Source organism: Streptomyces sp. enrichment culture, assembly GCF_964272855.1.
Classification (GTDB): Bacteria; Actinomycetota; Actinomycetes; order Streptomycetales; family Streptomycetaceae; genus Streptomyces.
The window spans coordinates 1,124,169-1,147,287 of the sequence record NZ_OZ186847.1; the positions used below are offsets into that span (position 1 = coordinate 1,124,169).

Below are 23,119 nucleotides of genomic sequence, written 5' to 3' on the forward strand. Positions count from 1 at the left end.
GGCACAGATGAACGCAGCATCCCTGGCCACGCGTGAGGAGCCGGACGCCTCCGGCGCGCCCGGCACGGACGAGAAGCCGATCCACGTCCTCTGGATCAACGCCGGGCTGAGTTGCGACGGCGACTCGGTCGCCCTGACGGCCGCGATGCAGCCCAGCATCGAGGAGATCGCGCTCGGCGGTCTGCCCGGGCTGCCGAAGATCGCCGTGCACTGGCCGCTGATCGACTTCGAGTGCGGGCCGGTCGGCGGCTCGGACACGTTCATCGAGTGGTTCTTCAAGGGCGAGCGCGGCGAGATCGACCCGTTCGTGCTGGTGATCGAGGGATCCATCCCGAACGAGGCGATCAAGCAGGAGGGCTACTGGTGCGGCTTCGGCGACAACCCGGAGACCGGCCAGCCCATCACCACCAGCGAGTGGATCGACCGGCTCGCCCCGAAGGCCCTCGCCGTGGTCGCCATCGGCACCTGTGCCACGTACGGCGGCATCCACGCCATGGCCGGCAACCCGACCGGTGCCATGGGCGTGCCCGACTACCTCGGCTGGGACTGGACGTCGCAGGCCGGCATCCCGATCGTGTGCGTGCCGGGCTGTCCCATCCAGCCGGACAACTTCGCCGAGACCCTCACCTACCTGCTGTACCAGGCCGTCGGCTCCGCGCCGATGATCCCGCTGGACGACAAGCTCCGCCCGACCTGGCTGTTCGGGGCGACCGTGCACGAGGGCTGCGACCGGGCCGGCTACTACGAGCAGGGCCAGTTCGCGACCACGTACGACTCCCCCAAGTGCCTGGTGAAAGTGGGCTGCTGGGGGCCGGTGGTGAAGTGCAACGTGCCCAAGCGCGGGTGGATGGCCGGCATCGGCGGCTGCCCCAACGTGGGCGGCATCTGCATCGCCTGCACGATGCCGGGCTTCCCCGACAAGTTCATGCCGTTCATGGACGAGCCGCCCGGCGGACGGCTCTCCAGCACCGCGAGCGGCGCGTACGGCGCGGTGATCCGCCGCTTGCGGACCATCACGGCGAAGACCGTGGACAAGGAGCCCAAGTGGCGGCACACCGGCCGGAAGATCACCACCGGCTACCGGCCGCCGTGGTGACGGCTCCCACCGCGTGACCCTCTCCCCCGTTCGCAGACCCCGACCCCCCGAAGGGCAGCACAGACACGATGGCGACCTCGACGACGACCGGTGACGGTACCGGCCTGGTGGAGATGGCGTGGGATCCGATCACCCGGATCGTGGGCAGCCTCGGCATCCACACGAAGATCGACTTCAAGCAGAAGCGGGTCGCCGAGTGCTACAGCACCTCGTCGGTCTTCCGCGGCTACAGCGTCTTCATGCGCGGCAAGGACCCGCGCGACGCCCACTTCATCACCAGCCGCATCTGCGGCATCTGCGGCGACAACCACGCCACCTGCTCGGTGTACACGCAGAACATGGCGTACGGCGTGAAGCCGCCGCACCTCGCCGAGTGGATCATCAACCTCGGCGAGTCCGCGGAGTACATGTTCGACCACAACATCTTCCAGGAGAACCTGGTCGGGGTCGACTACTGCGAGAAGATGGTCCGCGAGACCAACCCCGGGGTCCTCGAACTCGCCGAGCGCACCGAGGCGCCGCACGCCGCCGAGCACGGCTACCGCACCATCGCCGACATCATGCGGTCGCTGAACCCGCTGGAGGGCGAGTTCTACCGGGAGGCGCTCCAGGTCAGCCGGTACACGCGGGAGATGTTCTGCCTGATGGAAGGGCGCCACGTGCACCCCTCCACGCTGTACCCGGGCGGCGTCGGCACCATCGGCTCCGTCCAGCTGTTCACGGACTACCTGTCCCGCCTGATGCGCTACGTGGAGTTCATGAAGCGGGTCGTGCCGCTCCACGACGACCTGTTCGACTTCTTCTACGAGGCGCTGCCCGGCTACGAGGAGGTCGGCCGCCGCCGGGTGCTGCTCGGCTGCTGGGGCGCGCTCAACGACCCGGAGTACTGCGACTTCACGTACGCCAACATGTCGGACTGGGGCCGGCGGATGTTCGTCACGCCGGGCGTCATCGTGGACGGCAAGCTGGTCACCAACGACCTCACCGAGATCAACCTCGGCATCCGCATCCTGCTCGGCAGCTCGTACTACGAGGACTGGGAGGGGCAGGAGCAGTTCGTCACCCACGACCCGCTCGGCAACCAGGTCGACCCGCGCCACCCGTGGAACCAGCACACCATCCCGGCGCCGCAGAAGCGGAACTTCGACGACAAGTACAGCTGGGTGATGTCGCCTCGCTGGTTCGACGGCAAGGAGCACCTGCCGCTCGACACCGGCGGCGGTCCCATCGCCCGGCTGTGGTCCACCGCGCTGTCGGGGCTCGTCGACATCGGCTACGTGAAGGCGACCGGGCACAGCGTCGTCATCAACCTGCCGCGCACCCTCACCAAGCCGGAGACCACCTTCGAGTGGAAGATCCCGCGGTGGAGCAACGCGCTGGAGCGCAACCGCGCCCGCACCTACTTCCAGGCGTACGCCGCCGCCGTGGCCCTGCACTGCGCGGAGATGGGCCTCGCGGAGGTGCGCGCCGGGCGCACCCAGACGTGGGAGAAGTTCGAGGTGCCGGACGAGTCCATCGGCGTCGGCTTCACCGAGGCGGTGCGCGGCGTCCTCTCGCACCACCTCGTCATCCGGGACGGCAGGATCGCCAACTACCACCCGTACCCGCCGACCCCGTGGAACGCCTCCACCCGCGACACCTACGGCACCCCCGGACCGTACGAGGACGCGGTGCAGAACACGCCGATCTTCGAGGAGAACCCCCCGGAGAACTTCAAGGGCATCGACATCATGCGCGCGGTGCGCAGCTTCGACCCGTGCCTGCCGTGCGGGGTGCACATGTACGTCGGCGGCGGCAGGACCGTGAAGAGCATGCACGTGCCGACCGGCCTGAGCGGGCTCGCCGGATGAGCGGCACGCACGGCGCGGTGACCGCGGAGGCGGCGGGACGCAGGGTCGAGGAGGTCCTCGACCTGCTGGCCGCCTCCGGTGACCGCGCGGCCTGCGAGGCCGCCGAGGAACTGGTCCGTGTGCTCATGGAGTTCTACGGCGCCGGGTTCGCCCGGGTTCTGGAGCTGCTGGGCCGCGACCCGGGCGCCCCCGCCGCGGACGCGCGGACCGCGCTGCTCCGCGACGAGCTGGTGGCGAGCCTGCTGGTGCTGCACGGGCTGCACCCGGACGACGTGACCATGCGCGTCGACCGGGCCCTGGACGGCGTGCCCTATCTCGTGGAGCGTGCCGGCTACGACCCCGTGTCGGGTGAGCTGCGGCTGCGGATGACCGGCTCGTCCGGCTGCGGCTGCGGCAGCACGCGGGAAGCCGTCGAGCAGGCGGCGCGGGAGGCACTCGCCTGCCTGGCGCCGGAGGTGACGGCGGTGACCCTGGACGCGGGCCCGGCCCGCGAACCCACACTTCTGCAGATCAGCGCGGGCCCACCGGGCACCACCGGGCCGAACGGCCGTCCGCCGGCCACCGCGACACGGTGACCGCCGAGGACTCCGGCGCGGTGGCCGCGGGGCACCGCGCCCCGGGGGCGCCCGCCGCCGGGCCGGGGCGTACCGGGCTGTCGCGGTTCACGGCGCCGCGTGCGCCCCGCGAGGAGCGCTGCGAGCTGTGTGCGGCGCCGCTGCGCCAGGAGCGGCACCGGCATCTGGTCGACGTCGACAAGCGCGCGCTGACCTGCGCCTGCGACCCGTGCGCCCAGCTCCTGGACCGCTCCGGCGGTACGACTGGCCGCTTCCGGACGGTGCCCTGGCGCTACCTCGTCGACCCGGCGCACAGCCTCGACGAGCAGGCCTGGGAACGGCTCGGCATCCCGGTCGGCGTCGCCTTCTTCTTCCGCAACTCCGCGCTGGACCGGCTGGTCGCGTTCTACCCGAGCCCGGCCGGGGCGACGGAAAGCGAACTGGAGCCGGAGGCCTGGCAGTCGGTGCTCGGCGGCTCGCCCCTGGCGGACCTCCTCGAACCGGACGTGGAGGCGCTGCTGCTGCGCCGTCACCAGGGCCGGGTGCGGCTGTACCTCGTACCCGTCGACATCTGCTACGAGCTGGTGGGCCGCATGCGGCTGCACTGGCAGGGCTTCGACGGGGGCGCGGAGGCGCGGGCCGACCTGGACGCCTTCTTCACGCACGTCAGCGCCCGGGCCCGCGACGTCCGCGAGGTCCGCGACGCCGGAGGGAGCCGGGCATGACGGAGTTCTGTTTCACCTGCACCGAGGTGCGCGCCGACCCGTACGCCGCCGGGCCCACGCTGGTCTTCCGGCTGCGGGTCACCGCCTCGCCCGGCACCCGGGTGCACGCGCTGGCGCTGCGCTGCCAGATCCGCGTCGAACCCGCCCGGCGGACCTACACCGACACCGAGGCCGAGGCGCTGACGGACCTGTTCGGGGAGCGGTACCGCTGGGGCAGCAGCCTCCAGCCCGTGCAGTTCGCGCAGGTGCCGGTGATGGTGCGGGGCTTCACCGGCGAGACGGAGGTCGACCTGCCGGTGCCCTGCACCTACGACATGGACGTCGCCGCCTCCCGCTACCTCGACGCCCTCGGGGACGGGGAGGTGCCGCTGCTCCTGCTGTTCTCCGGCACCGCCTTCACCGGCGCGGGCGGCTTCCACGTGGAGCCGGTCCCCTGGGACCGGGAGGCCTCGGTCCGGATGCCGGTGAAGACCTGGCGGGAGATGGTCGACCAGCACTTCCCGGGCTCGGGCTGGCTGCGGCTGCCCCGGGACGTCATGGACGCGCTGCTCGCCTACCGGTCGCGGAACGCGCTGCCGTCCTGGCAGGCGACCGTCGAGCGGTTGCTGGCCGAGGCCGGGGAGAGGACACCGTGACCACGACGCCCGCCATCACGTTCACCCCGGCGACCGAGGCCCGGCTGGACGTGGCACGGCAGGTCGCCGACGCCGTGCTGTTCGAGGGGTACGTGCTCTACCCGTACCGCGCGTCGGCCGCGAAGAACCGGCTGCGCTGGCAGTTCGGGGTGCTCGTGCCGCCGGCCTGGACCGCGACCGCCGACGAGCCCGACTTCCAGCACACCGAACTGCTGATGGAACCCCGGCGGGGCGCGGTGCTCGCCGTCGAGGTGCGGTTCCTGCACGCCCAGCGGCGCACGGTGCAGCGGGCGCTGCCGGACGGTGGGTTCGAGACCGTGCCGGAACTGCGCGTTGACGACCGGGTGCTGCCGGCCTGGGACGAGGGACACGAGGAGCAAGTCCGGCTCGCGGTGCCGGTGGCGGAACTGGCGGGCGAGGGCGTCGACGTGCCCTTCACCCGGCCGGCCGCCGAGGAGACCGAGCCGGTCACGGACGCCGCCGGGCGGATGGTGGGGCGGCTGGTGCGGCGCCGCGAGGAGATCAGCGGCTCCGTGCGGCTGTCGGAGAGCGAACCGGACGGCCCGTACGTCACACGGCGGCTGAGCGTGGTGGTGGAGAACACCAGCGACTGGCTGCCCGCCGAGCGCGCCGATCGCGACGCCGCGCTCACCCGGTCCCTGATCGCCACGCACACCCTGCTGTGCCTGGACTCCGGCGGGTTCCTGTCGCTCACCGATCCGCCGGAGTGGGCGGGGGGCGCGGTCGCCGCCTGCCGCAATCTGCACACCTGGCCGGTGCTGGCCGGGGAGCCCGGCTCGCGCGACCTCGTGCTGTCCTCACCGATCATCCTGGAGGACCACCCGGCCATCGCGCCCGAGAGCCCCGGTGCCCTGTACGACGCGACGGAGATCGACGAGATCCTGGCGCTGCGCACGGCCGCCCTCACCGACGAGGAGAAGCGTGAGGCCCGCGGCACCGACGACCGGGCCGCCGCGGTGATCGAACTGGCCGGCTCGATGCCCGCGGAGGTACTGGAGCGGCTGCACGGCGCGGTACGGGGCCTGCGCGAGGTCACCGCGCCGGGGCCGACCGCGCCGCGGCCCGCCGGGGCCGACGGGGTACCGGTGTTCACCGAGCCGACCGGGTCCACGGCGCACAGCCCTGTGGCGGGCGGCGGGTTCGGGCCGGACGGCCCGCTTCGGCCGGACACCCCCTGGTGGGACCCCGCGGCGGACGCCTCCGTGGATCCCGCGAGCGAGCACGTCCTGGTGGACGGGCATCCGGTGCGGGCGGGCAGTCGTGTGGTGCTGCGGCCCCGGCTGCGGCACTCCGACGCGCAGGACCTGTTCCTCGACGGCCGGCGCGCCCTGGTGGAGGCGGTCCTGCACGACGTCGACGGCGGTGTGCACATCGCGGTCACCCTCGACGACGACCCGGGCGCCGACATCCGCCGGGAGCAGGGCCGGTACCTGTACTTCCAGCCCGACGAGATCGCCCTCGCCGACGCCGGGGAGGACGTGTGAGCGCCGAGCCCGGCCCCCGCCCGCGCACCCTGGTCGCCGGGGTCGGCAACATCTTCCTCGGTGACGACGGCTTCGGCGTGGAGGCCGCCCGCGTCCTGGCCGGGCAGGAACTGCCGGAGGGCGTCGAGGTCGCCGACATCGGCATCCGCGGTGTCCACCTCGCGTACCGGCTCCTCGACGGCTACGACACGCTGGTCCTCCTGGACGCGACGGCGCGGGGCGGGCCGCCGGGCACGGTGTACGTGATCGACGCCTCCGATCCCGGCAGCCGGCGGCCGGCGGGGGAGGTCGCGCTGGACGGCCACGGGATGTCCCCCGACGCCGTGCTGGCGCTGCTGGACACCCTGTGCGCCGGCACCGGCGCCGTGCCGCCGCGGCGCACACTGGTGGTGGGCTGCGAGCCCGCCACCGTCGAGGAGGGCATCGGGCTCAGCCCGCAGGTGGCCGCCGCGGTGCCGGAGGCGGTGCGCACGGTCGGCGAGCTGGTCCGCGACGAGGCCGTCATCCCGTGAGCGTCCGGGCCGCCGGACCGCTCGTCCATCGAGATCCGTTCTGGGAGACCACCATGAACAAGCGCATGATGGGCGGCGCCGCCGCCACCGTCACCGCGACCGCGCTGGCGGCGCTCCTCGCCCACCTCTGGCCCGACGTCCGGCGTTACCTGCGCATCCGCAGGATGTGACGCCGCGCGGGACCGGCGTGCACCGATCGGGTTGTCCGGCCGCGCGGGAGCGGCGTGCCGGTCGGTGCGCCCGCCCGGCCCCGCCTTCAATGAGCGGCGGCACGAGACACCCCGGCGCGAGGACGGAACGGCGATGCACGAGATGTCCGTCGCCCTGTCGATCGTGGACCAGGTCGAGCGGGCGGCGCTGGAGCGCGGCGCGCACGGCGTGCGCGAGGTGCGGGTCGACATCGGCGAGCTGGCGGGCGTGGTGGCCGACTCGCTCTCCTTCTGCTTCGGACTGGCCTGCGCCGGAACGGTGCTGGAGGGTGCCGGCCTGGTCACCCGCTTCGTGCCCGGCCGGGCGTCCTGCGCGCCGTGCGGGCGCACCTGGGAGACGGGGATGCCGCCCGGCCTGGTGTGCGCGGGCTGCGGCGGGGGCGCCGGCGAGCTGGTGTCGGGCCGTGAGCTGAGGATCACCGAGGTGCGCTGGGCGGCGGAGTCCGCCGTGCCCGGCGCCACCCACGCAACGCGTTCCGAGGAGATGTGACGATGTGCCGCACAGTCGACCTCCGGCAGGCCGTGCTCGCCAAGAACACGATGGCGGCGGGCATCCTGCGTGCCGAGCTGACGGCCCGGGGCACCACGGTGATCAACCTGCTGTCGAGTCCCGGCAGCGGCAAGACGGCCCTGCTGGAGCGTGAGCTGCTGCTCGCCAGGGAGCGCGGCGTCGCGGCCGCGGCCCTCACCGCGGATCTGGCGACGGAGAACGACGCGACCCGGCTGGCGCGGTCCGGGGTGCCGGTCAGGCAGGTACTCACCGACGGGCTGTGCCATCTGGAGGCGGACATGCTCGCCGGGCATCTGCACGACTGGCTGCCCGACGACACCCGGCTGCTGTTCGTGGAGAACGTCGGCAACCTGGTCTGCCCGGCCTCGTACGACCTCGGTGAGTCGCTGCGGGTGGTGCTGGCCTCGGTGACGGAGGGCGAGGACAAACCGCTCAAGTACCCGACCGCGTTCGGGCTGGCCCAGCTGGTGATCGTCACCAAGTCCGACCTGGCCGGGCCCGCCGAGTTCGACGAGGCCGCTTTCCGCGCCCATGTGCAGCGGGTCAACCCGGGGGTCGACGTGGTGCTGTCGTCGGTGCGTACCGGCGAGGGCGCGGGCGTGCTGGTCGACCGGGCGCTCGCGGCGGCCGAGGGCGGCGCCGTCCACGCTCCGGTGATGGCCCGGGCCGAGGCGTGAGCACCGTCCCGGACGTCGACGCGCCGCCGGCGGGCACGCGGTGGGGCACGCGGTCGGTCCGGCGTTCCCGGATCGTCGTACGGGGCGTGGTCCAGGGCGTGGGGTTCCGGCCGTTCGTGTACGGGCTGGCCACGGGGCTGCGGCTCGCCGGGCATGTGACGAACACCGGCGACGGTGTGGTGGTGGAGGTGGAGGGCCCCGAGGAGGCCGTCGACCGGTTCCGGGCGCGGCTCGCCGCCGACGCGCCGCCGCTGGCGGTGGTGGAGTCGGTGGAGGCGGCGGGGCTGGCCGCGACCGGGGAACGCGGCTTCCGGATCGTCCCGTCGCACGCCGGCGGGCCCGTCCGTACGCTGGTCGCGCCCGACACCGCCACCTGCGCCGACTGTCTGGCCGAGCTGGCCGATCCCGCCGACCGGCGCCACCGGCACCCGTTCGTCACGTGCACGCACTGCGGTCCGCGGTTCACCATCGTCACGGGGCTGCCGTACGACCGCGCGCACACCACGATGGCGGGTTATCCGCTGTGTGCCGACTGCGAGCGCGAGTACCACGACCCCGCCGACCGCCGGTTCCACGCGCAGCCCGTCGCCTGTCACGACTGCGGTCCGCGGCTGCGGCTGGTCACCGCCGACGGCGGCTGCGACGACCGCGACCCGCTCGGCGCGGCCCGGGCGCTGCTGGCCGCGGGTGCCGTGCTCGCCGTCAAGGGGCTCGGCGGCTACCACCTCGCCTGCGACGCGACCCGCCCGGAGGCGGTGGCCGGGCTGCGCCGGCGCAAGGCCCGCGGCGACAAGCCGTTCGCGCTGATGGCCCGGGACGTCGGGGACGTGGAGCACCTGGTCCACGTCGGCCCGCTCGAACGGGAGCTGCTGACCGGCCGGGTCCGTCCCGTCGTCCTGCTGCGCCGGCGCCTCGGCGTGCGGCCCGCTCCGGGCGCCCTGGTGCCCGCCGACGCGGTCGCGCCGGGCAGCCCCGATCTGGGGATCATGCTGCCGTACACGCCGGTGCACCATCTGCTGCTGGACGGCGGGGAACCGGGCGCGGCGCCCCGGCTGCTCGTGATGACCAGCGGGAATCGCTCCGGCGAGCCCATCGTCACGGACGACGCCGAGGCGCTGGAGCGGCTGGCCGGCCTGGCGGACGCGTGGCTCACCCACGACCGGCCCATCCATGTGCCGTGCGACGACTCCGTGGTGCGGGTCTGCGACGGCGAGCCGCTGGTGCTGCGCCGCTCGCGCGGGTACGCCCCGCTCCCGGTCACGCTGCCCTTCCCGGTCCGTCCCGCGCTCGCGGTCGGCGGCGACCTGAAGAACGTCTGCTGCCTGGGCGAGGGCGACAAGGCGTGGCTGTCCGCGCACATCGGGGACATGGACGACCTGGCCACCCAGCAGGCGTTCGACCGTGCCGAGCGGCAGCTGGAGTCGATCACCGGTGTCCGGCCGGAGCTGCTCGCCGCCGACCCGCACCCGGCGTACCGGTCGGCCGCGTGGGCGCTCCGGCGGGCCGGGGAACGGCCCGTGGTACGGGTCCAGCACCATCACGCGCACGTCGCCGCCGCCCTGGCCGAGCACGGTGTGCCCGTGGGCACCCGCGTGATCGGGGTCGCCTTCGACGGCACCGGGCACGGCGACGACGGCGCCGTGTGGGGCGGCGAGTTCCTGATCGCGGGCTACGAGGGCTACCGCCGCTTCGCGCACCTGGCCTACGTGCCGCTGCCCGGCGGGGACGCGGCGGTGCGGCGCCCGTACCGGATGGCGCTCGCGCACCTGCGTGCGGCGGGCCTCGCCGCCGGCCCGGACCTGCCGTGCGTCGCGGCCTGCGCGCCCGCCGAACTGCCGGTGCTGCTGGCCCAGTTGGAGCGCGGGCTGAACTGTGCGCCGACCTCCAGCATGGGCCGGCTCTTCGACGCGGTGTCGTCGCTGGCGGGCGTCTGCCACCGCGCGGGGTACGAGGCGCAGGCGGCGATCGAGCTGGAGGCGGCGGCCGTGTCCGCCGGTGACGCGGTCGAGGACCCCCGGTACGCCTTCGCCCGGTCCGGCGGTGGCGCGCCGCTCACCGCGGACCCGGGGCCGCTGCTCGCCGCCGTGGCGGCGGACGTGCGGCTCGGGGTGCCCGCGCCGGTGATCGCCGCCCGCTTCCATCTCGCCGTGGCGCGGCTGGTGCGCGAGGTGTGCGCGGCGGCCCGTGAGACGTCGGGGCTCGGGACGGTGGCACTGACCGGGGGCGTGTTCTCCAACGCGCTGCTGTCCTCGGCGTGCGCCCGCGGCCTGCGCGCCGACGGTTTCACCGTGCTCCGCCATCGCGAGATCCCGCCCAACGACGGCGGCCTGGCCCTCGGCCAGCTCGTCGTCGCCGCCCGCGCGACGCCCTGCACCGGGTGACGGGCGTGGGCCCGTGCCGCACGACCAGTGAGGAGACACGCATGTGCCTGGCGGTACCCGGCAGAGTGCTGGGCGTCGAGGACCGGGACGGCACCCGGATGGCCACCGTCGACTTCGGCGGGGTGGTCAAGGAGGTGTGCCTGGAGTACCTGCCCGACCTCCAGGTCGGCGAGTACGCCATCGTCCACGTCGGTTTCGCCCTGCAGCGGCTGGACGAGGAGTCCGCCCGCAGGACCCTGGAGCTGTTCGAGGAGCTGGGCATGCTGCGGGAGGAGTTCGGCGATCCGTGGGAGCAGGCCGCGCACGCGGACGGCGGCGACGGCGACCTCGCCGGGGAGGTGCGGCGGTGAAGTACATCGACGAGTTCCAGGACCCGGAGCTGGCGGCGCGGCTGCTGGGCGACATCAGGGCGTCGGTGACCCGGCCGTGGGCGCTGATGGAGGTGTGCGGGGGCCAGACGCACTCGATCATCCGGCACGGCATCGACCAGTTGCTGCCCGACGAGATCGAGCTGATCCACGGTCCGGGCTGCCCGGTCTGCGTCACCCCGCTGGAGGTGATCGACAAGGCGCTGGCCATCGCCTCGCGGCCGGAGGTGATCTTCTGCTCCTTCGGCGACATGCTGCGGGTCCCCGGCACGGGCCGGGACCTGTTCCAGGTGCGGGGCGAGGGCGGTGACGTCCGGGTGGTGTACTCCCCGCTGGACGCGCTGCGCATCGCCGAGCAGAACCCGGACCGGGAGGTCGTGTTCTTCGGCATCGGCTTCGAGACGACCGCGCCGCCCAACGCCATGACCGTGCACCAGGCCCGCAAGCGCGGCATCCGCAACTTCAGCCTGCTCGTCTCCCACGTCCGGGTGCCGCCCGCGATCGAGGCGATCATGCGGTCGCCGGACTGCCGGGTGCAGGGCTTCCTCGCGGCGGGGCATGTGTGCAGCGTGATGGGGACGGGCGAGTATCCGGCGCTCGCCGACGGGTTCGGGGTGCCGATCGTGGTGACCGGGTTCGAACCGCTGGACATCCTGGAGGGCGTACGGCGCACCGTCCGGCAGCTGGAGCGGGGCGAGCACACGGTCGAAAACGCCTACCCGCGCGCGGTGCGCCCCGAGGGGAACCCGGCGGCGCGGGCCATGCTGGACGACGTGTTCGAGGTCACCGACCGTGCCTGGCGCGGTATCGGGGTCATCCCGGACAGCGGCTGGCGGCTGTCCGCCCGCTACCGCGACCACGACGCGGAGCACCGCTTCGACGTCGGTGACATCGCGACCCGGGAACCCGCCGAGTGCCGCAGCGGTGAGGTGCTGCAAGGGCTGCTCAAGCCGCACGAGTGCGAGGCCTTCGGCACCACGTGCACCCCGCGGACGCCGCTCGGCGCCACGATGGTGTCCAGCGAGGGCGCCTGCGCCGCGTACTACCTCTACCGGCGGCTGGAACTGCCGTCCCGTCCGGCGCCGGCCGCGCCGGCCCCGACCCCGCAGGAGAGCTCCGTTGTCTGACACCACCGCGGCGCCCGACATGCTCTCCTGGACCTGCCCCGCTCCGCTGCGCGACCGGCCCCGCGTGGTGATGGGCCACGGCGGTGGCGGCGCGATGTCCGCGGAGCTGGTCGAGCGGATCCTGCTGCCGGCCCTCGCCGGCGGCGCGGCCGCCGCGCTGACGGACTCCGCCGTCGTCGAGCTGGGGGGCGCGCGGCTGGCCTTCTCCACCGACTCCTTCGTCGTCCGGCCGCTGTTCTTCCCCGGTGGCAGCATCGGCGACCTCGCCGTCAACGGCACGGTCAACGACCTCGCGATGAGCGGGGCCCGCGCGGCGTTCCTGTCGTGCGGGCTGATCCTGGAGGAAGGCGTCGAGATCGACACGGTCGCGAAGGTGGCCGAGGCGATCGGGGCCGCGGCCCGGACCGCCGGTGTGCGGGTGGTCACGGGTGACACCAAGGTCGTGGAGGCCGGGCACGGCGACGGCGTCTACGTGAACACGGCGGGCGTGGGCCTGGTCCCGGCCGGTGTGGACCTGCGCCCGGAGCGGGTGGCGCCGGGGGACGTGGTCCTGCTCAGCGGGCCCGTCGGCATGCACGGCGTGGCCATCCTGAGCGAGCGGGAGAACCTGCGCTTCGAGGCCGACGTGGTCAGCGACTGCGCGCCGCTGACCGGGCTCGTGGAGGCCATGCTGGCGGTCACCCCGGAGCTGCGGGTGCTGCGCGACCCGACCCGGGGCGGGCTGGCCGCGTCGCTGAACGAGATCGCGGCCGCGTCCGGGTGCGGGATCGTCGTCCAGGAGCGTGCCGTGCCGGTGCCGGCGCCCGTGGCGGGGGCCTGCGCGATGCTGGGCCTGGACCCGATGTACGTGGCCAACGAGGGCAAGCTGGTCGCGTTCGTGCCGCGGGAGCACGCCGAAGCCGTGCTGGCGGCGATGCGGGCCCACCCGCTGGGCGCCGAGGCGGCGGTCGTCGGCGAGGTGGTCGCGGAGCACCCGGGCATGGTGGTCGCGCGCACCGGGCTCGGCGGTACCCGGGTGGTGGACATGCCGCTCGGGGAGCAGCTGCCCCGGATCTGCTGACCCGGCCCGTCAGCCGTTCTGCCCGCGCCGGCCGGGCCGGGTGTCGACGGTCCAGGTGTGGGTGCAGCCCGGGCACTGGAGGTGGACGCGGGCGCCGTCGTTGCCGAGCAGGTAGCGCCAGTGATCCGGGCAGTTCCGCCGCCCGGCGCAGGCCGTGCAGTCGCGGGCGTCGTCGCAGCCGGGGCATGGCACCCAGGCGCGGCGTGCCCGGTCCGCGTGGGGATCAATGGGAAGGCGCATCGCCCGCGTCCCGTCCCCGGGCCGGCAGGACACCGGCCGCCACGAGCAGCGCGTACGTCCGCTCCTGGTCGGCGTCGAGACCGGAGTAGAGCAGGTCCTCGGCGGCCTGCTCCGCCCGGAGCGCGGCCACCGGGTCCCAGTCGGGACCGAGCGCCGCCAGCACCTCGGCACGCCGCCGGGCCTCCTCCAGGGTCAGGTCGAGGGCGAAGGGCACGGGGCCGGGTTCGGGACTCGCAGACATGGGGTGGTGCTTTCACGGGGGTACAGGGGCTCCTGCCACACCTACCAGAGCGGCGGGAGCCGCCGGAAGGCGATGTGACGGACGCCATCGAACGCCGAGGGGCCGCTCCGGATCTCTCCGGAGCGGCCCCTCGGGCTGTGCTTCCGCTGGTCGGGACGACAGGATTTGAACCTGCGACCCCTTGACCCCCAGTCAAGTGCGCTACCAAGCTGCGCCACGTCCCGGCGGACGATCCACGGTCTCCCGCGTGATCATGCAGGTCAACTCTACCCCATGCGCGGCACCGCTCAGGGACGGCCGGGGCGTCCGCCGCACCGGACGCCCCCGCCCCTCCCCCGGGCGCCGCCGTCCCCTCTACACGGCGGCTCAGTGGCCGGCGACCAGATGCTGGTCCGCCGCGCCCCGCGGGGTCTGCCGGGCGGCGCGCAGGGCGGCGACGCCGATGAACACCATGGAGCAGACGCCGGCCAGGGCGAAGGCGGTGAAGCCCCGGTCGCCCTGGTTCGCGGCGAGCAGCCGACCGCTGACGGCCCGGCGGCCCTGAGCGCGACGAAGTGTCCGCCCGCCGGGGCTGATCCCGCACACTCTGTCGGCGCCGGGCCGGGGTCGCGGCTGGCTAGGGTCGGCCGCATGACCCACAGTTTCGTTGTCCGCATCCCCGACGCCGAGCTCGAACCGGAGCCGCTGGAGCCCGAGCAGATCCTCTCCGGGACGCCCGAGGTGACCGGGAAGGTGGTGTGGGAGTCGCCGGACGGCCGTCAGGTGCGCGGGATCTGGCAGATCACGCCGGGCGTGGTGACCGACACCGAGGCGGACGAGTTGTTCGTGGTGATCAGCGGGTCGGCGACGATCGAGGTCGAGGGCGGTCCGACGCTGACGGTCGGCCCCGGCGACATGGCGGTGCTGCGCGAGGGCGACCGCACGACGTGGACGGTGCACGAGACGCTGCGCAAGGCGTACGCCATCAATCTGTGATCAGCCGGCGGGCGGGGGCGGGCCGGTGGTCCCGCGGATCTCCAGCGTCGGCACGGCGAGATGGGTCCGGCCCTCGCCTGCTGCCCCCTCCAGGCGGTCCAGCAGACAGCGCGCGGCGCGCCGGCCGACCTCGTGGCCGGCGTGGTCGACGGTGGTGAGCCACAGGTGGCGCAGCCGGGCGATCGCGGTGTTGTCGTAGCCGGTGACGGAGACGTCGTGCGGGACGCGCAGGCCGAGTTCGGCCGCGGCCGACAGGACGCCGACGGCGGTGATGTCGTTGACGGCGAGTACGGCGGTGGGCCGGTCGGCGCGGCTGAGCAGCCGTACGGCCGCCCGGTAGCCGCCCTCCTCCGTCATGTCGCCCGGCTCGACCAGCGCGCCGTCGGCCAGGCCGTGCGCCCGCATCGTCGCCTCGAAGCCGTCGCGGCGCAGTTCGCCGACGGCGCCGTAGCCCGCGAGGTGCGCGATCCGGCGGTGCCCCAGCGCGACGAGGTGCCCGGTGACCAGCCGCGCGCCCTCGGTGTCGTCGCCGGCGACCAGGTCGACGCCGGGCGGCACCGCCTCGCGGGCCCCGGCGACCACGACCGGTATGCGGGCCGCGACGGGGCCGAGCGCGGCCGGGTCCGGCAGGGTGCCGACCACGACCAGGCCGTCGACGCCGAGGTCCAGGAAGGGGCCGGCCGGGTCCTGGCCGGTGCGGCGGTTGAGGCGGGCGTCGGCGAGGACGGTGTGCAGACCGGCGGTGTGCAGCAGGGAGTTCAGACCGTCGAGCAGGTCGATGTACCAGGGGTTGCGCAGATCGTGCAGCAGGACGCCGACCGTGCGGGAGCGCTGCTCGCTGAGGCTGCGGGCGGCGGCGTTGGGCCGGTAGCCCAGCTCGCGCACGGCTCGCAGCACGGCCTCTCGTTTCTCGGGCCGCACCTGCGCGGAGCCGCGCAGCACCAGCGACACCAGCGACTTGGACACCCCGGCCCGGTCGGCCACGTCGCGGATCGTCGGCGGTCTCATGGGATGGACCGTTCCATGCGGGTCCATGTCCTGTCAAAGGGTTGACATGCTGGAGAAGGGGCCCTCAGGGTGGCCCGAGGAATGCATGGACCGGTCCAAAAAAGGGGCTCTCATGGTGGACACGCTGGGCGTCGCCGTCGTCGGATTCGGCTGGATGGGCCGGGTGCACACCCAGGCGTACGCCCGGGTCCGGCACCACTTCCCCCAGCTGCCGCTCCGTCCCGAACTGGTCGCCGTCGCCGACGAGGTGCCCGGGCGGGCCGAGCAGGCGGCCGAGCAGTTCGGTTTCGCCGGCACGGCCCGCGACTGGCGGGAGGTGGCCGCCGACCCTCGCGTCCGGGCGGTGAGCATCACGGCCCCGAACTTCCTGCACCGCGAGGTCGGCGTGGCGATGGCCGAGGCGGGCAAGCACGTCTGGATCGAGAAGCCGGTGGGTCTGACCGCCGACGACGCCCGCGCGGTGGCCGACGCGGTCGCGGCGGCCGGGGTGCAGGGCGCGGTCGGCTTCAACTACCGCAACGCGCCCGCCGTGGAAACCGCCCGGTGGCTGATCGCCACCGAGCGGATCGGTACGCCCACCCATGTCCGCATCCGCCTTCTCAGCGACTACGCGGCCGACCCGGCCGGCGCGCTGACCTGGCGGTACGAGCGGGAGCGGGGCGGCAGCGGGGTGCTCGGCGACCTCGCCTCGCACGGCGTGGACCTGGCCCGGTACCTGCTCGGCGAGATCACCTCGGTGACCGCCGACACGGCGGTGTTCGTGCCGGAGCGGGCCCGCCCCACCGGTGCCACCACCGGCCACGGCCTCGCCTCGGGCGGCGAGCCGGGGCCGGTCGAGAACGAGGACTACGTCAGCTGCCTGCTGCGCTTCGCCTCCGGCGCGCGCGGGGTGCTGGAGGCCTGCCGGGTCTCCGTCGGCGAGCAGAACAACTACGGCATCGAGGTGCACGGCACCAAGGGCGCGCTCTTCTGGGACTTCCGCCGGATGAACGAGCTGGGCGTGTGCCGCGGCGACCGCTACCAGGACGTGCCGGTCAGCACGGTCTTCGTGGGCCCCGGCGAGGGCGAGTACGACGCCTTCCAGCCGGTGTCCGCCAACGCCATGGGCTACGACGACCTCAAGGTCGTCGAGGCGTACCGGTTCCTGCGCTCGGTCGCCGAGGGCCGGCCGCACGGCACCACCCTCACGGACGCCGTGCGCGGCGCCGCCGTGCTGGACGCGATGGCGCGGTCCGCGCAGAGCGGCGCCTGGGTGACCGTGGAGCCCTGAGGGTCAGTGCCGGCGGAGGGCCCGTCGGCCCAGGAAGGCCTTGACGGGGACCAGCAGGACCCACCACCAGGCGGCCGCCGCCCCGAACACCAGGGTCAGCGGGACGCTGAGGAGGAACAGCACGACGGTCGCGCCGAGGTCGAGGGCCTGTGTCCCGAAGTCTTCCTCCAGGTCCTCGCCGCCGCGCAGCCAGGGACGCCGGGCCAGGACCGCGACCAGCGCCAGGTGGGTGGCGCCGAGCGCCGCGACCGTCGCCGCGTAGATCGCGACGGAGACGGGCTCACCGCCGTAGTCGGCGAGCAGCCGGGTGGGGAAGGGCAGCAGGGCCGCGACGCCCAGGCCGAGCAGGGAGAGCGAGATCAGCTGTCCGTCGATCTGCCGGACGAGGCGGAAGATGCTCCGGTGACCGCGCCAGAAGTTGCCCAGGACCAGCACGCTGAGCGCGTAGGCGCCGAAGTCGGGGAGGACGTCGAGCAGGGCCTGATGGTACTGCTCGGTGTCCAGGTCCCGGGGCACGGTCAGATCCAGGGCGAGCAGGGTGATGGCGATGGCGAACACGCCGTCGGCGAGCGCGAGCAGCCGTTCCGGCCCGCCGTCCGGGTTCGATTTCCACATGCGCACGACGGTAGGCAGCCGGGGAGCGCCGAGCGGTGATACACGCCCGGAGCGGACGCCTGGTCCTCACCGGATGGGTGTGGGCATGTTGTACGGCGTGACCACCTGGATCGCGGACGGCGGGATCGGCCCGGCGGGCGGCAGCGCGCCGTGCGCCCGCATCACCAGGTGGCAGGCCTCGCGCAGGTCGTGCCGGAGGTCGTGGTGCAGCACGGCGGACAGCCGGTGCTCGCGCAGCAGCCGGGTGTTGTCGTGGTCGAGGTCGTGGGCGACGAACACGGCGCACGCGCGGCCGAGGTCCGCGAAGGCCCGCAGGGTGGCGATGTTGCCGCCGCCGATCGAGTAGACCGCGCGGATCTCCGGATCGCGTTCCAGGGCGGCGCGGACCAGGTCGTACTGGGTGGCGTCCAGGCCCTGGCCCTCGGCGATCTCGACGAGGGTGCGGTCGGGGTGCCGGGCGCGCATGGTGGCGCGGAAGCCCATCTCGCGCTCCTCCTCGTTGCGGAAGAAGCCGCTGCTGAGGCTGGTGAGCACATTGCCGGGCCGGTCGCCCAGCCACTGCCCCATGAGGTACGCGGCGGTCGCGCCGGCCGCCCGGTTGTCGATGCCGGCGTAGCCGAGCCGGGCGCTCGCGGGCAGGTCGGTGACGAGGGTGACCACCGGGATGCCCGCGGCTGCCAGCCGGCCGACCGCCTCGGTGATGCCGGGGACGTCCGGGGCCTTGAGGATCACGCCCTGCGAGCCGCGCCGGGCGATCCGGTCGAGGGTGGCGATCTGCTCCTCGACGGGGCCGGTCTCGCGGAAGTGGAAGCGGGAGCGCACCACGGCCGGGTGCAGTCCGGGCAGTTCGGCCTCCAGGGCGGCGCGGACGGCGGTGGAGAACCGCTCCGGCGCCTGCACCACGATGTCGATCATGAAGGTGCGGCCGACGAGCCGGACCTGGGTGCGCTGCCGGTCCAGGTCGGCGATGGCGCGGTGCACCTCCTGGGCGGTGCTCTGCCGCACCCCGCCGCGCCCGTTGAGGACCCGGTCGACGGTGGCCTCGCTCAGCCCGGCCTGACGGGCGATCTCCCGGATGGGGAAGGGATGGCCCACCGCACGCTCCTTGAGGGGTTTTTGATGGATCGCTGCTGGTTGTTCGAGGGGTTTGTCATGACAACAATGACAGCACTCCGTCGCCCCTGTCAGCGAAAGGACGACGATGTCCGCCACCCCTTGGCTGTCCGCGCCGGACTGCGACCTGGACGCGTTCCGCGCGCTCGTCGACCGGACCACCGACCCCGCCGAGTACCCCCATGCCGCCGCCGTGGAGCGGAACGTGCCGGTCTACGACGCCGGGCGCGTCCCGGACCGGCGCGCGGTGCGGGCCGAACTGGTCCGCGCGCTCACCGACGGCCCCGGCGTCGTGGTCTTCCGCGGTGCCTTCCCCGACCGGACCGTCGTGGACCGGGTCAGCGCGGTGTTCGACGCGCTGATCGCCGGCCAGCGCGCGTCCGGCGCGCGGGCCGGTGACCACTTCGCCGCGCCCGGCGCCAACGACCGGGTGTGGAACGCTCTGCAGAAGGCCGCCCTGCACGACCCGGAGGCGTTCGCCGACTACTACGCCAACGACGTCCTGGCGCTGGTCTCGGAGGCCTGGCTGGGGCCGGGCTACCAGGTCACCTCGCAGGTCAACGTGGTCAACCCGGGCGGGGCGGCGCAGACCGCGCACCGCGACTACCACCTGGGCTTCCTCTCCGACGAGGCCGCGGCCGCCTACCCGGCCCATGTGCACCGGCTCTCCCCCGTGCTGACGCTGCAGGGCGCGGTCGCCCACTGCGACATGCCGGTCGAGTCGGGGCCGACGCTGTACCTGCCGTACTCGCAGCGCTACGAGCCCGGCTATCTCGCCTGGCGGCGGCCGGAGTTCCAGGAGTACTTCGACGCGCACCACGTGCAGCTCCCTCTCGCCAAGGGCGACGCCGTCTTCTTCAACCCCGCGCTGTTCCACGCGGCCGGGGCCAACCGGTCCGCGGACGTGCGGCGCATGGCCAACCTGCTCCAGGTGTCCTCCGCGTTCGGGCGCGCCATGGAGAACGTGGACCGGGAGGCGGTCGTGAACGCCGTCTATCCGGTGCTGCTGAAGCGGCGTGCCGAGGACGCGGACGAGGCCTGGCTGGAGCGGGTGATCGCCGCGAGCGCCGAGGGCTATCCCTTCCCCACCGACCTGGACCGCGATCCGCCGGCCGGCGGGCTCGCCCCGCCCTCGCAGGCGGACCTCGTACGGCGGGCGCTGCGCGAGACCTGGACTCCGAGGGCCCTGCGGGACGCGCTGCGGGCCGCCGCCGAGCGGCGGCAGAGCTGAAAGGATCCGAGCCGATGGGACTTCTCGACGACAAGGTGGTGCTGGTCAACGGCGGCAGCCAGGGCGTCGGCGCCGCCGTCGCGCGGGCCGCCGTCCGCGCGGGCGCGCACGTCACCGTCACCGGCCGGCGCGCCGGGCCCGGTGAGGCGCTGATGGCGGAGCTGGGCGCCCGGGTGACGTTCGTCCGGACCGACCTCGCCGACGCGGAGCAGGCCAGGGCGTCCGTGACGCGGGTGGCCGACGCGTACGGCCGGATCGACTGCCTGGTCAACTCGGCTGGGCTGACCTCGCGCGGCACGCTGCTCGACACCACGCCCGAGCTGTTCGACCAGCACATCGCGATCAACCTCAGGGCGCCGTTCTTCGCGATGCAGGCCGCCGTCGCGGACATGGTGGCCCGGCAGGCGCCCGGCACGATCGTCAACGTCATCACCTCCTCGGCGCACGGCGGGCAGCCCTTCCTCGCGCCGTACGTGGCGGCGAAGGCGGGCCTGGCGGGGCTCACCCGCAACGCGGCGCACGCGCACCGCTGGGACCGGATCCGGATCAACGGCCTGAACATCGGCTGGACCGCCACCGAGGGCGAGAACGCCACGCAGAGGGCGTTCCACGGCGCCGGGGACGACTGGCGCGAGCAGGCCGCCGCGCGGCTGCCCATGGGCAGGCTGGGCCGGCCGGAGGAGATCGCCGACTTCGTGGTGTTCCTGCTGTCCGAGCGGTCCGGAGTGGTCACCGGTTCGGTGATCGACTGGGACCAGAACGTGCTCGGCGGACTCGACTGAAACCCCTCTCCCCTTGGAGGAACAGCCCTCATGCGCATCGGAATCCTCGGCCTCGGCCGCATCGGCGCCTTCCACGCCGAGACCCTGTCCCGGCTCGACGCGGTCGAGTCGCTGGTGCTCACCGACCCGTTCGCGGACGCCGCGAAGGCCGCCGCGGAGCGGTTCGGCGGCGAGGTCGTGGACTCGCCGGAGGCCCTGCTGGGCGCCGGAGTCGACGGCATCGTGATCGCCGCCGCGACGGACGCCCACCCCGGGCTGATCCTGGCCGGCGTGGAGGCCGGCGTCCCCGTCTTCTGCGAGAAGCCCGTGGCCAGGACCATGCGCGAGGGCGTCGAGGTCCTGAAGGCCGTCGAGGGCCGGGACGTGCCGGTCCAGATCGGCTACAACCGGCGTTTCGACGCCGGCTTCGCCGCCGCGCGGGCCGCCGTGCGCGCCGGTGAGCTGGGCAGGCTGCACACCGTGCGGTCGACGACGCTGGACCCGGCCCCGCCGCCCGCCGCCTACATCGCCGCCTCCGGCGGCATCTTCCGCGACTGCTCCGTGCACGACTTCGACGTCATCCGCTGGGTGACGGGCCGTGAGGTGACCGAGGTGTACGCCGTCGGCGGCAACCGGGGCGCCGACTACATCAGGGAGGCGGGCGACGCCGACACCACGGGCGCGGTCCTCACCCTGGACGACGGCACCATCGCGGTCGTCTCCAACTCGCGTCACAACGCCCGCGGTTACGACGTGCGGATGGAGCTGCACGGCTTCGCGGACTCGATCGCCGTCGGCCTGGAGGACAAGCTGCCGCTGCGGTCGGTGGAGCCCGGCGTCACCTTCCCGGGCGGCACCCCGCACGACTTCTTCATGGACCGCTTCGCCGCCGCCTACCGCGCCGAGCTGACCGCGTTCACCGAGGTGGTGGCCGGTTCCCGGCCCTCGCCGTGCACGGTCGCGGACGCGCTGGAGGCGGGGTGGATCGCGGAGGCGTGCACGCTGTCGCTGCGCGAGCACCGGCCGGTGCGGATCGCGGAGGTCCGCGCGAGCTGAGTCAGTGGTGGAACGCCGACTGCTCCGGGGCGTGCGCCGTCGGTCCCTCGGTGAGGCGGCCGACGGCGTCGCGCAGGTCGTCGACGAGGAGGGCGATCTTGTCGTAGCCGGTGCCGTGCCGGACCAGGACGCGCTGGACGACGGTGTCTTCGCGGCCGAGGGCGAGCGGGTAGGCGGGGACCTGCCAGCCGCGTCGGCGCAGCTGGTCGGTGACGTCGTAGAGGGTGAAGGGGCAGGCCGCGGGGTCGGCGAGGGTCCAGGTCACGGCCGGGAGGGCGTCCTGGCCGTCGTAGAGGACGGTGAAGGGGCCCATCGCGGCGACCTGCTCGGCGAGCATGCCGGCGGTGGTGGCGCAGGCGCCGTGGACCTTGGCGTAGCCCTCGCGGCCGAGGCGCAGCAGGTTGTAGTACTGGGCGACGACCTCTCCGCCGGGCCGGGAGAAGTTGAGGGCGAAGGTGGGCATGTCGCCGCCGAGGTAGGAGACGCGGAACACCAGGTCCTCGGGAAGCAGTTCGGCGGACCGCCAGACCACCCAGCCGATGCCGAGCGGGGCCATGCCGTACTTGTGGCCGGAGACGTTGATGGACGCGACGCGCGGCAGGCGGAAGTCCCACACGAGGTCGGGGTGGAGGAAGGGGGCGACGAAGCCGCCGCTGGCGGCGTCGACGTGCACGGGGACGTCCAGGCCGGTCTCCTCCTGGATCCGGTCGAGTTCGGCGGCGATCTCGGCGACCGGCTCGTAGACGCAGGTGTAGGTGACGCCGAGGATGGCCACCACGCCGATGGTGTTCTCGTCGACGTGGTCCCGCAGTTGGTGTGCGCGCATGCCGAGCGCGTCGCTCTCCAGGGGGACCTGGCGGAGCTCGACGTCGAAGTAGCGGGCGAACTTCTCCCAGCAGACCTGGACCGGTCCGACGACGAGGTTGGGGCGGTCGGCGGGCTTGCCCTCGGCGCGGCGGCGTTCCCGCCAGCGCCATTTCAGGGCGAGTCCGCCGAGCATGCCGGCCTCGCTGGAGCCGGTGGTGGAGCAGCCGAGGGTGGTGGCGCCGTCCGGGGAGTTCCACAGGTCGGCGAGCATGTGCACGCAGCGGCTCTCCAGCGCGGCGGTCTGCGGGTACTCGTCCTTGTCGACCATGTTCTTGCCGAGGCACTCGTCCATCAGGGCGTGCACCTCGGGCTCCGCCCAGGTGGTGCAGAACGTGGCGAGGTTCTGCGAGGCGTTGCCGTCCAGGCTCAGTTCGTCGTGGATGAGTGCCCGCACGGCGCGCGCCTCGGAGACCTTCTCCGGCATCCGGAACTTCGGCAGCGCCCGCTCGCTGATCGGCAGGGTGTAGACGTCGGCGTAGGGGGAGGCCGCCGGGCGGTCGGTCTTGTGCAGCGGCATGGAGTCACCACCCGG

At 73.7% G+C, this 23,119-nt stretch carries 26 protein-coding genes and 1 tRNA gene; 19 read left to right on the forward strand and 8 right to left on the reverse strand.

Annotated elements, in window-relative coordinates:
* The first annotated feature begins 7 nt into the window (after positions 1-7).
* From ACSU6L_RS04740 to hypE, 14 genes are all read left to right on the forward strand, one after another.
* Positions 8-1,096 carry a hydrogenase expression protein HypE gene (locus ACSU6L_RS04740; protein ID WP_437053834.1) on the forward strand — a complete coding sequence of 363 codons (1,089 nt, stop codon included), beginning with the start codon at positions 8-10 and terminating at the stop codon, positions 1,094-1,096.
* Between the two features lie 68 nt (positions 1,097-1,164).
* Positions 1,165-2,946, forward strand: a complete 1,782-nt coding sequence (locus ACSU6L_RS04745; protein ID WP_437053836.1) for a nickel-dependent hydrogenase large subunit — start codon at positions 1,165-1,167, stop codon at positions 2,944-2,946.
* Positions 2,943-3,521 carry a hypothetical protein gene (locus ACSU6L_RS04750; protein WP_437053838.1) on the forward strand — a complete coding sequence of 193 codons (579 nt, stop codon included), beginning with the start codon at positions 2,943-2,945 and terminating at the stop codon, positions 3,519-3,521. Before ACSU6L_RS04745 ends, ACSU6L_RS04750 begins: the two co-directional genes overlap by 4 nt.
* Before the next feature lie 20 nt (positions 3,522-3,541).
* The gene (locus tag ACSU6L_RS04755) at positions 3,542-4,225 is read left to right on the forward strand and encodes a DUF5947 family protein (protein ID WP_437064763.1); all 684 of its coding nucleotides are present in this window, start codon (positions 3,542-3,544) and stop codon (positions 4,223-4,225) included.
* Positions 4,222-4,860, forward strand: coding sequence for a DUF6084 family protein (locus ACSU6L_RS04760; RefSeq protein ID WP_437053839.1), 639 nt, complete (start codon positions 4,222-4,224; stop codon positions 4,858-4,860). The genes ACSU6L_RS04755 and ACSU6L_RS04760 overlap by 4 nt, the downstream gene beginning before the upstream one ends.
* Positions 4,857-6,365: a hypothetical protein gene (locus ACSU6L_RS04765; protein WP_437053841.1), complete on the forward strand. Its 1,509-nt coding sequence runs from the start codon at positions 4,857-4,859 to the stop codon at positions 6,363-6,365. The genes ACSU6L_RS04760 and ACSU6L_RS04765 overlap by 4 nt, the downstream gene beginning before the upstream one ends.
* The gene (locus ACSU6L_RS04770; protein ID WP_437053843.1) at positions 6,362-6,877 is read left to right on the forward strand and encodes a hydrogenase maturation protease; all 516 of its coding nucleotides are present in this window, start codon (positions 6,362-6,364) and stop codon (positions 6,875-6,877) included. Before ACSU6L_RS04765 ends, ACSU6L_RS04770 begins: the two co-directional genes overlap by 4 nt.
* Before the next feature lie 53 nt (positions 6,878-6,930).
* Positions 6,931-7,047, forward strand: a complete 117-nt coding sequence (locus ACSU6L_RS04775) for a DUF6893 family small protein (RefSeq protein WP_437053844.1) — start codon at positions 6,931-6,933, stop codon at positions 7,045-7,047.
* Between the two features lie 133 nt (positions 7,048-7,180).
* Positions 7,181-7,576, forward strand: coding sequence for a hydrogenase maturation nickel metallochaperone HypA (locus ACSU6L_RS04780; protein ID WP_437053846.1), 396 nt, complete (start codon positions 7,181-7,183; stop codon positions 7,574-7,576).
* A 2-nt stretch (positions 7,577-7,578) separates the two neighbouring features.
* Complete coding sequence (hypB, locus tag ACSU6L_RS04785) at positions 7,579-8,274, forward strand: hydrogenase nickel incorporation protein HypB (protein ID WP_437053848.1); 696 nt, start codon at positions 7,579-7,581, stop codon at positions 8,272-8,274.
* Entirely contained in the window at positions 8,271-10,655 is a 2,385-nt protein-coding gene (hypF, locus tag ACSU6L_RS04790; protein WP_437053850.1) for a carbamoyltransferase HypF, read from the forward strand. The genes hypB and hypF overlap by 4 nt, the downstream gene beginning before the upstream one ends.
* 41 nt (positions 10,656-10,696) lie before the next feature.
* Positions 10,697-11,005: a HypC/HybG/HupF family hydrogenase formation chaperone gene (locus ACSU6L_RS04795; RefSeq protein WP_073944386.1), complete on the forward strand. Its 309-nt coding sequence runs from the start codon at positions 10,697-10,699 to the stop codon at positions 11,003-11,005.
* A complete protein-coding gene (gene hypD / locus ACSU6L_RS04800; protein ID WP_437053852.1) occupies positions 11,002-12,150 on the forward strand; it encodes a hydrogenase formation protein HypD in 1,149 nt (382 codons plus the stop codon). Before ACSU6L_RS04795 ends, hypD begins: the two co-directional genes overlap by 4 nt.
* The gene (gene hypE / locus ACSU6L_RS04805) at positions 12,143-13,210 is read left to right on the forward strand and encodes a hydrogenase expression/formation protein HypE (RefSeq protein ID WP_437053854.1); all 1,068 of its coding nucleotides are present in this window, start codon (positions 12,143-12,145) and stop codon (positions 13,208-13,210) included. Before hypD ends, hypE begins: the two co-directional genes overlap by 8 nt.
* Before the next feature lie 9 nt (positions 13,211-13,219).
* Here the strand turns inward: hypE and ACSU6L_RS04810 are convergent, their stop codons facing one another.
* The 4 genes from ACSU6L_RS04810 to ACSU6L_RS04825 all read right to left on the reverse strand — a co-directional run bounded on the left by ACSU6L_RS04810 (position 13,220) and on the right by ACSU6L_RS04825 (position 14,276).
* A complete protein-coding gene (locus tag ACSU6L_RS04810; RefSeq protein WP_437053856.1) occupies positions 13,220-13,450 on the reverse strand; it encodes a hypothetical protein in 231 nt (76 codons plus the stop codon).
* On the reverse strand, positions 13,434-13,691 hold the full coding sequence (locus ACSU6L_RS04815; RefSeq protein WP_437053858.1) for a DUF6400 family protein: 258 nt from the start codon (positions 13,689-13,691) through the stop codon (positions 13,434-13,436). The genes ACSU6L_RS04810 and ACSU6L_RS04815 overlap by 17 nt, the downstream gene beginning before the upstream one ends.
* A 147-nt stretch (positions 13,692-13,838) precedes the next feature.
* Positions 13,839-13,915: transfer RNA gene (locus ACSU6L_RS04820), tRNA-Pro, on the reverse strand.
* A gap of 142 nt (positions 13,916-14,057) precedes the next feature.
* On the reverse strand, positions 14,058-14,276 hold the full coding sequence (locus ACSU6L_RS04825) for a hypothetical protein (RefSeq protein WP_437053860.1): 219 nt from the start codon (positions 14,274-14,276) through the stop codon (positions 14,058-14,060).
* A gap of 45 nt (positions 14,277-14,321) precedes the next feature.
* Here ACSU6L_RS04825 and ACSU6L_RS04830 point away from each other — a divergent pair, with 45 nt between their 5' ends.
* Positions 14,322-14,666 (forward strand): cupin domain-containing protein, encoded by a 345-nt coding sequence (locus tag ACSU6L_RS04830; protein WP_073944357.1) that lies wholly within the window; start codon positions 14,322-14,324, stop codon positions 14,664-14,666.
* Here ACSU6L_RS04830 and ACSU6L_RS04835 read toward each other — a convergent pair whose 3' ends face one another.
* A complete protein-coding gene (locus tag ACSU6L_RS04835; protein ID WP_437053862.1) occupies positions 14,667-15,674 on the reverse strand; it encodes a LacI family DNA-binding transcriptional regulator in 1,008 nt (335 codons plus the stop codon). It abuts the gene before it with no gap.
* A 112-nt stretch (positions 15,675-15,786) separates the two neighbouring features.
* Here ACSU6L_RS04835 and ACSU6L_RS04840 point away from each other — a divergent pair, with 112 nt between their 5' ends.
* On the forward strand, positions 15,787-16,944 hold the full coding sequence (locus ACSU6L_RS04840; protein WP_437053864.1) for a Gfo/Idh/MocA family protein: 1,158 nt from the start codon (positions 15,787-15,789) through the stop codon (positions 16,942-16,944).
* Positions 16,945-16,947: 3 nt separating this feature from the next.
* Here the strand turns inward: ACSU6L_RS04840 and ACSU6L_RS04845 are convergent, their stop codons facing one another.
* Both ACSU6L_RS04845 and ACSU6L_RS04850 read right to left on the reverse strand, forming a co-directional pair.
* On the reverse strand, positions 16,948-17,559 hold the full coding sequence (locus tag ACSU6L_RS04845; RefSeq protein WP_437053866.1) for a TMEM175 family protein: 612 nt from the start codon (positions 17,557-17,559) through the stop codon (positions 16,948-16,950).
* Positions 17,560-17,625: 66 nt separating this feature from the next.
* Positions 17,626-18,654 (reverse strand): LacI family DNA-binding transcriptional regulator, encoded by a 1,029-nt coding sequence (locus tag ACSU6L_RS04850; protein WP_437053868.1) that lies wholly within the window; start codon positions 18,652-18,654, stop codon positions 17,626-17,628.
* A 106-nt stretch (positions 18,655-18,760) separates the two neighbouring features.
* Here ACSU6L_RS04850 and ACSU6L_RS04855 point away from each other — a divergent pair, with 106 nt between their 5' ends.
* Genes ACSU6L_RS04855 through ACSU6L_RS04865 form a run of 3 tightly spaced genes read left to right on the forward strand, consistent with a single transcriptional unit; the run spans position 18,761 to position 21,720 of the window.
* The gene (locus tag ACSU6L_RS04855; protein WP_437053870.1) at positions 18,761-19,903 is read left to right on the forward strand and encodes a phytanoyl-CoA dioxygenase family protein; all 1,143 of its coding nucleotides are present in this window, start codon (positions 18,761-18,763) and stop codon (positions 19,901-19,903) included.
* Positions 19,904-19,917: 14 nt separating this feature from the next.
* Complete coding sequence (locus ACSU6L_RS04860; RefSeq protein WP_437053872.1) at positions 19,918-20,685, forward strand: SDR family oxidoreductase; 768 nt, start codon at positions 19,918-19,920, stop codon at positions 20,683-20,685.
* Positions 20,686-20,715: 30 nt separating this feature from the next.
* The gene (locus tag ACSU6L_RS04865) at positions 20,716-21,720 is read left to right on the forward strand and encodes a Gfo/Idh/MocA family protein (protein WP_437053874.1); all 1,005 of its coding nucleotides are present in this window, start codon (positions 20,716-20,718) and stop codon (positions 21,718-21,720) included.
* Between the two features lies 1 nt (position 21,721).
* Here ACSU6L_RS04865 and ACSU6L_RS04870 read toward each other — a convergent pair whose 3' ends face one another.
* Positions 21,722-23,104, reverse strand: coding sequence for a glutamate decarboxylase (locus ACSU6L_RS04870; protein WP_437053876.1), 1,383 nt, complete (start codon positions 23,102-23,104; stop codon positions 21,722-21,724).
* Between the last annotated feature and the right edge of the window lie 15 nt (positions 23,105-23,119).